Origin of the sequence: Acinetobacter sp. V2, from assembly GCF_001188385.1 — a bacterium.
Lineage (GTDB): Bacteria > Pseudomonadota > Gammaproteobacteria > Pseudomonadales > Moraxellaceae > Acinetobacter > Acinetobacter oleivorans.
The window spans coordinates 178,521-180,060 of record NZ_JZFB01000003.1 but is presented as its reverse complement, the minus strand read 5'-3'; the positions used below and the strand labels follow the sequence as shown (position 1 = coordinate 180,060).

Genomic DNA, 1,540 nt, shown 5'->3' with positions numbered 1-1,540 from the left:
AATTGCTGAGGTTTCATCGTGTATTAAGCCAATATCGATGGCTGTTTCTACACCTTGTGAATAGCAATATGCTCCAACTGGCAATGCTGTAGAAGACAATGTCAGCAACTGAAGCAATTGCGCTGCGTTATGAATGGACATGGTGCAAAGCTTTGATTGGGCTTAAGCGGTGGTCATGGCTATGCTGTGCATAGGCACCGCTTTCGGGTTCAAACGGATGATCAGTTTCTGAAACTGTAAGCCCCAACCCCTCTACCATTTCTGCAAGCACATGATCAGGTTCAAAATATAAAGCTGTAGGCGTCAACATTAATGGCACATGTCGGTTACCAAGATGATAAGCCGCTTTAAGCAAATCAAAATCGCTTGCTGCACTAACTTGCATCAAACGTTCAGGCTTAGCATCTACACGTAGTACATCACCTTGTTGAGTTGCAATATATGAACCACTACGCAAAATGCCAGTACGTGGTAAATCAGCGCCAATATCTACACCACTCGCTAAAGTCGCCCGAAAGCGGGATTTTTGGCGGGTATCAAAAGTCAGTTCAACCGTTTCAAATGCTTGATCAGGAGAAATATGTTCAAGGCGTTGTGTATAGATTTTCATTTAGCTCTTCTCTCCTTATTTATTTCATTCATGTTGTATAAATTAATGAGGTAATTCACCTCGATAAAACTCATCAAAACAAGAAATAACGCTGAGCCATGGGTAATACATCAGCAGGTTCACACGTTAATAACTCACCATCAGCCCGCACCTCGTAAGTTTCTGGGTGAACATGCATGACTGGACAATATGTGTTGTGTTTCATGTCAGTTTTGCTAATTTCGCGTGTGTTTTTACACGGACTAATTAACTTCTTCAGGTTTAATTTTTCAGCAACTTTTTCATCAATCGCTGCTTGAGATAAAAAGGTAATACAAGTGTTATGAACACCACGTGGATAGGCACCAAACATGGGACGGTAATGCACGGGTTGAGGTGTCGGAATTGAAGCATTAATATCACCCATCGGTGCTGCTGCAATCATGCCTCCTTTAATAATCATCGAAGGTTTCACACCAAAAAAGGCTGGCTTCCACAACACTAAATCAGCAAGTTTTCCGACTTCAATCGAACCGATTTCATGGCTTAGACCATGGGTAATTGCTGGGTTAATCGTATATTTAGCAATGTAGCGTTTAACGCGATTGTTATCATGAAATTCATTGTCACCCTCTAAAGGACCACGTTGAATTTTCATCTTATGGGCAGTTTGCCAAGTACGTAAAATCACTTCACCTACACGCCCCATCGCCTGAGAGTCCGAAGACATCATGGCAATCGCGCCTAAATCTTGCAAAATATCTTCGGCGGCAATGGTTTCACGGCGAATACGGCTTTCTGCAAAAGCGATATCTTCAGCAATTGCTGGGTCTAAATGATGGCAAACCATGAGCATATCTAAATGCTCATCAATGGTATTAATCGTATAAGGTCGCGTTGGATTAGTTGACGATGGTAATACATTACTTTGCCCAATCGCTTTTAAAATGT

At 41.8% G+C, this 1,540-nt stretch carries 2 protein-coding genes and 1 pseudogene; all 3 read right to left on the bottom strand.

Annotated elements, in window-relative coordinates:
• Window positions 1–141: pseudogene (locus tag UC75_RS18875) on the bottom strand (urease accessory protein); the annotation flags it as partial.
• Window positions 128–610, bottom strand: coding sequence for an urease accessory protein UreE (gene ureE, locus UC75_RS11750; protein WP_009386594.1), 483 nt, complete (start codon window positions 608–610; stop codon window positions 128–130). The gene ureE and the pseudogene UC75_RS18875, both read right to left, overlap by 14 nt.
• Before the next feature lie 73 nt (window positions 611–683).
• A partial coding sequence (locus UC75_RS21415) for an urease subunit alpha (protein WP_228137316.1) occupies window positions 684–1,540 on the bottom strand: 857 nt, incomplete at its 5' end.

Excerpts from the sequence above, each read along its gene's own strand:
- ureE (WP_009386594.1), bottom strand. The coding sequence starts at position 610 with ATGAAAATCTATACACAACGCCTTGAACATATTTCTCCTGATCAAGCA.